The organism is Maribellus maritimus (genome assembly GCF_022267315.1).
In the GTDB taxonomy this organism is placed as follows: domain Bacteria; phylum Bacteroidota; class Bacteroidia; order Bacteroidales; family Prolixibacteraceae; genus Draconibacterium; species Draconibacterium maritimum.
Genome location: NZ_JAIKLE010000084.1, coordinates 1 through 6,050, shown reverse-complemented (window position 1 = coordinate 6,050; position 6,050 = coordinate 1). Strand labels below are relative to the sequence as shown.

Annotated in this window: 6 protein-coding genes; all 6 read right to left on the bottom strand. The window is 35.6% G+C overall.

The genetic code is table 11. The features are described from left to right. Positions 1–73: 73 nt before the first annotated feature. Positions 74–334, bottom strand: coding sequence for a hypothetical protein (locus K5G00_RS28610; RefSeq protein WP_238769918.1), 261 nt, complete (start codon positions 332–334; stop codon positions 74–76). A gap of 316 nt (positions 335–650) precedes the next feature. Next, positions 651–3,128, bottom strand: coding sequence for a T9SS type A sorting domain-containing protein (locus K5G00_RS28605; RefSeq protein WP_238769917.1), 2,478 nt, complete (start codon positions 3,126–3,128; stop codon positions 651–653). 37 nt (positions 3,129–3,165) lie between these two features. Continuing rightward, positions 3,166–3,918, bottom strand: coding sequence for a hypothetical protein (locus K5G00_RS28600; protein WP_238769916.1), 753 nt, complete (start codon positions 3,916–3,918; stop codon positions 3,166–3,168). Between the two features lie 6 nt (positions 3,919–3,924). Continuing rightward, entirely contained in the window at positions 3,925–4,728 is an 804-nt protein-coding gene (locus tag K5G00_RS28595) for a tail fiber domain-containing protein (RefSeq protein WP_238769915.1), read from the bottom strand. 27 nt (positions 4,729–4,755) lie between these two features. Beyond that, complete coding sequence (locus tag K5G00_RS28590) at positions 4,756–5,595, bottom strand: tail fiber domain-containing protein (protein ID WP_238769914.1); 840 nt, start codon at positions 5,593–5,595, stop codon at positions 4,756–4,758. A gap of 289 nt (positions 5,596–5,884) precedes the next feature. Beyond that, complete coding sequence (locus K5G00_RS30310; protein ID WP_394800891.1) at positions 5,885–6,049, bottom strand: DUF3244 domain-containing protein; 165 nt, start codon at positions 6,047–6,049, stop codon at positions 5,885–5,887. Position 6,050 lies beyond the last annotated feature (1 nt).

The following is a 6,050-nucleotide window of genomic DNA, read 5'->3' as shown; positions in this document are numbered from 1 at the left end:
TCAAGTTCTTTTAAATCCTCTTTTATATTGAATTTGCTTTGTCTTCCCATGCTTCAAAGATAATAAAGCAGCACTATATACTCAAATTGGTATTAATATCCAAATCATCATTAATATCAAACCTCTGACTATATTTTAATTTAAAATTATGGACACCGTTTTCATCTATAATTTTTAGTTCTTCTTCCTCCGCAAGGTATTTTTCTGTTTTTGCAGAAGTGAAATCCATGGATTTTTCCCATTCAATACATTCTTTAAAATTGAGTTTCTCAATTACAAACCTCGTACTATCAAAGGCTTCTTTCGTTTCAAATACTAAATATCCTCTCGACATACACATTGGACTTAACCACTGCCTATGGTTGCGCTTCGTTAGCCAATCGACCAACTTCAAGCTCATCTTTCTGGCACCTATTAAAAATGCTTAACAGAACCATTGACATACATAACAAAATAAATTTTTTCATTTCTTTGTAAGGTTTATGGGTTGGGGAGCAGCAACTCCTTGCCCCTGGTTAATAAATAAGTCTTGCAACCCGGTTCTCTTATAAGGACTGGGTTGCTTTTATCCATAGAGTTAATTGTATCAGGAAATAATTAGAGCCTCTTTTAGAAAAAATAAAAGGCGAGATTAGGATCTTTCACAATATTCATTTTTTTACTAATTTTTGTACAAGATTATATTCTCCCGCTTTTGCACTAATCACATACGTACCAGCCGCAATGCCACTCAAATTAATTACTTCGCAGGTTGATAAAATTTTGTTATGTAGGACTACTTTCCCATTTAAATCCATTACCTTATATTCCAAGATAGAACTATCTCCTGAAAAGTTAATGGTAAATTTATCTGAAAACGGATTTGGATAAATTTTTATCTTTTCTGCATTCATTTCAATATCACCGACATCTGTTATTTCAACATCTTGTATTGTTGCAGATTTTAGCCCCCAAATTTCAACATAAAACTCTTCCTGATGTGTATTACCATTACAATCTGTGAGTGTTAATGTTCCGAAGTAAGTTTGCACACTTGGGATTGCCCCTGAACCATCCCACGCCGACACCCAGCCATTTTCAAAGATTGGCTGATTAATAGAGGAATAGTATGTATGATTATTCCTATCAAATATTCTCAAATCATACTCAACCGCAAATGCCTGACTAAACGCCCAATAATCATTCACTCCATCTCCGTTGGGTGAAATCTGGATACTTGGTGCGTTTGCACAATATCCGCCACACCCCCTGTCAGGCTCGCTCATCAGTTCAGCGTCGATGCCGGCATAAAACTCAGCGCCTTTTTCCACTTCAAAGCCCCCGTTCAGATGTACATTCAACCCGGCTTCAAATGTATATGAACCGCTTTTTAAGGCCAGCAGGGTATTGGGATCAGGTTCGGCAAACAATTCATACCGGCTTTTTGCCGTATTTCCCGGTATATCCATGGGTGTTTTTAAAGTTATCACATCCTGCATGCCACAGGGGTAGCAATCGGGACCTCCGCAGTCGATAGCAGTTTCGCCGTAATTTTGAATACAGTCGCTGCAATGTGCGGTTGGTTGTGGTTGACTAGGCAAATCACTAGATGCCTCTCCGTAGTAGGTTGGGTCTACATAAGAACTCAAATAATAGTGAAGATTATCCAACCTCCCGCACCTTGTTTTGTTTTGACTTACTTCAGTACCAACATAAAAACAATCAGCCGAATCACTTGCTGCACATAACCATCCAACAACTTTTGCCTCGTCATTAAAAATTGGTGATCCCGAAAAACCCTCTTCAGAAACTCCTTCGTCAAAATAAAGTCCAAATTCCTCCCCGTTTGAATTCACGTAGGCTCTGTCATAATCAACATTGACCATTTTAGTATCCCCGCCCGGATGCCCAATGGCAACATAGGTAGTATTATTACTATTGGATAAATCATAATAGGCATCCCATCCTGCATACTCTACATTCAGTTTTGAATATCTTTCCACTGTTTTTGAAGCTTCTATAATTGCAAAATCTTCGCTCGGATTATAGTTAGAATTATTAGGGGCTGTTGCAAATGAAGATCCGATTTCAACTATATTAAAATTCGAGCTTCCTGAAAGTAGCTTTCCTCCTCTTTTTGTCGATTCATTGCATGATTTATTCTCGTAAAAGACATAATACCTTAAATTACTAATTGTATTGCGAATATCTATTCTTTGTCCGTTATAGTCAGTAGAAAAAAGATGTCCACAGGTAATCAAAAAGGGTTTGTCTGTCATTGCATAACCGTCACCTGACTTATTGATCAAAACCCCGGTTCCCTTCGCTTCATATTTTCGTAGATCCGGAGTAATAAAATCAAACTGGATATATACCACCGCTTTTTTCATGTCATCCCATGTAGTTGTGCATGCCACATCGTTTTGGCAGCTAAAAGACGCATTTCCAAAATAGCCACTTTTTAGATTTTGCGAGGTTGTATCTGTTTTGATTTCTTTATTATAACTACCTTTTTTTTCTTTGGTATTAAAACCATTGTCGTAATAATATACGATGTTTTTTGATTTCAATATTGGCCGTTGTTTTACACCTTTGGGTTGAAAATATTCGATAAGTAAATGATTTCCATTTCCTCTGGCGTATATCCCGTTAAAAGGCATTATTCGATTTTTTTGCTTTTTTTCTCTTTCTATTTTTCCTTTATCATAAGTTTCAGGGTAGTCTCCATACTTTTCCAGATTGAATGTAAAATATGAAAATAAAGCACCTTCCGGAAGATTTGGAATGGGGAAGTCTAATCCAATTTCTTCCGCAGTAGGACTTTCAATTTTCAACAACCAAATAGTTCCTATAGGGATTTCAAATTTTGTCGCTGCCGAGAAAAAATCCACAATGGAATCAATATCAAACCTATTTGCAATAGCCGCATTCCACTTTTTAAAAATATCCTTTGGGTTCTTGGCCCAAAAAAGTGAGTCATTATTAAAGCTGGGTAACATTACCGTATTTATTTTAGAAGTATCGATAAAGTGTCCATATTCTTCGGTGAGAGTAAAAGGGATTATTTCGTCCCATTCATTATATACAAATTGTGCCTTAAGCTGCAACACAACAAACACAATAAATAATATCAAATATATTTTTTTCATGTTAACAAATTTTTAGATTTTATACCTAAAGTTAGCATTAACTAAGATTGTCGCATTTTTCCAAACACACCACATCTTTTTGACACGGTAAAGCCATCGTGTCAGTCAGACCCCCATTTTTCAGCATTCCAGAAGGCCCTTCTCTATTCTGTTCCTTGTATCTTTCAAAATCAACCATATTTCCAGGCTTGCCTAAGCCATGAAATCCATATATGACTTTATTAATTAAATACATCGGTTCTGACATTACCGCCTTTAGTACAAAAAATTCTATAACTGCTTTTTTATCGGTGATTATAAAATCCAATCCATTCTCTTTCATCGTTTCAGTAATATCCTCTTTAAATCCAACCTCAGCATCCTGAATAACATTAGGAATGGTTCCCGGATAAATGGAGAAATAAGCTTTTTCCGGGATATCAAAATCATCTATTTCAATTCCAATGGATTGAACTGTCGGACCCTCAATGGTCATTATCCATAGTGTACCTTCTTCAATTTCAATTTTTTTTGCGTAATCTTCAAAATTTATTAGTGAATCTATTGTAAAACCATAACTAAATGTAGTCCCCACTTCACTATAAGAATTAACATCATTATAATGAAAAAATAGTGAATCATTGTCATAAGAAGGCAGAACTAGTGAGTGAATCTCCTGAGTTTTAATAACATCTTTATATTTTTCAGTTAGAGAAAAAGGGACAATCTCTCCCGATTCATCCCTAATATACTGTGCTTTTAACTGCAGTACGGCCAGCACCACAAATAATATTAAATATATTTTTTTCATCAGTCTTTATTTTTCAGTTGTTAACAATCCTTTTTTAACAGCCAATTCCAGCAGTGCATCAATTTGTTCCTGCTGTTCTTTTACCGATTCCACCAAAATGGGTATCAAACCAACATAATCCACATACAAATAACCTTCTTTATCCGCCTGAACAAGTTCAGGAAACAGCTTCTGCACTTCCTGTGCCACAAATCCCAGTCTTGTCCGTTCTTTATATTCCAGGTTATTCATTAAAGCCAAATCGTTTTGTTCTTTTTCAGTTAAATTGCCTTTTGCTTCCGGGTATGTCCTTTTTTCATTTTTAAGGTTATAACTTACACCTTTTAACTGTTTTAATTTATAAAGTTCTTTACCCAGTGGTTTAATATTTTCTTTAAAACGTGAGTCGGAACTTAACAATACCCCTTTGGCATACACATCGGTTTCAAAACTAAACCGGTCGGGTTGGGAGATATCCCACTTGCCAATAATATCGCCGTTATTATACCCATAGCCATAAGTTAAATAAATACCCTTCTTTCCATGTAATTCCAATCTGTCAGAATCCCAGTTTGTACCTAACTCGCCAATAAAAACATTAGAACCATTCAATTCCACACGGCCATAGTCGCCAAATCCCAGCTTGCCATTGGCAAGGTACTGGCCGTACGAACCATAAATTTGCATCGATAAATCTTTGTTTGCATCATCACTTTCGATGTCGCCAAAAATTTTAACTTGTCCATCGCTGTTCACTTTTATTTGCGCCTGACTCGAAATTGAAAATACTAAAAACAGGATTACATAAATTGGAAATATACTCTTTTTCATAATAATATAGTTTTAAAGGGATTATAATTATTGTTTTACGTTTAATATGGATTGTAGTGTTGCAATTTGATTTTGTTGTTCCTTAATGGATTCAACAAGTACCGGAATTAAACCAAGATAATCAACATGCAAATAGCCCTCAGAATCTTCTTCAACCAAATCGGGGAATATTTCCTTAATCTCGTCAGCTATAAATCCAATCCGATTACGGTTTAAATTTTTCATTTTTCCCTTCGTCGTTGCCAAAAGGTCCATATCATTTTTTTCCTTTTCTGTGTTGGGTGAGAAATTACCAGACGTTTGAGCCACTGTTGTTTCTTCTTTCAGTTTATAAGTAACACCTCTAATCAGCTTGATATTCAAAGCAGAACCTCGCAAAGGCCGTATATTTTTTTTAAACCTTTCATCAGAATTTAATATGATGCCCTCGGCATAAACATCGGTGTTGAAATAAAATTTGGGGATTTCATGCAAAACCATGTTTTCATCAAGTTCTATTTCCAATACCGACTTACCAATAATATTATTGTAGTCGTATCCCTGCCCCCATGTAAAATAGTGACCGATGGCTCCGAAAAGCTCAAGTTGATCAGAGTCAACATTTGTTCCAAATTCACCAACATATACTCTACGGGTGTTGCTAAAAATCCACGTACCTAACTCGTAAGCTCCAAATCCAAGCCTCCCATTAGCAAGATATTCGCCATAGGAGCCATAGATTTGTACAGATAAGTCTTTATTTGCGTCATCAGCTGGCTTATCACCAAAAATCTTCACACGGTTATCCTCGTAAACTTTAATTTGGGAAAAACCCTCTAAAGAAATTACGATGAAAATAATAGTAAAGCAAAATAAAATAGTTTTCATTCTTTTACAATGTATTATGGAATGACGGCCAGTAACCCGTCACTCAGGGTTAATAAACAAAGTTCTGCAACCCGGTTCATTTTAAGGGCGGAGTTGCTTTTGCCCTTGGGTGTATAATGGTTTTCGATGTTACTAATTTCGAAATAATAGGATACAATAAATAAGGTTTTGTTTTAAATGATCATTTCAAGAAAAAATCCAAATCATTTTTGCAATTTAAGTCCACATCATTTTATACATTGGAGTGCGGACTTATAAAAAAGTACTTAGAACCAAATGGTGAAATAACTTATTCTAACTCGAACAAACCGTACATATATTGCCCTGTTGAACATACAAAACGAACCTGATAGATGCCACATTCCCAATCAGATACATCAATTGAGATATACTCCTGTGTTTGTGTATTTATATTAGCTTCATAAACGATGTCACCCGATGTAGCATAAAACACT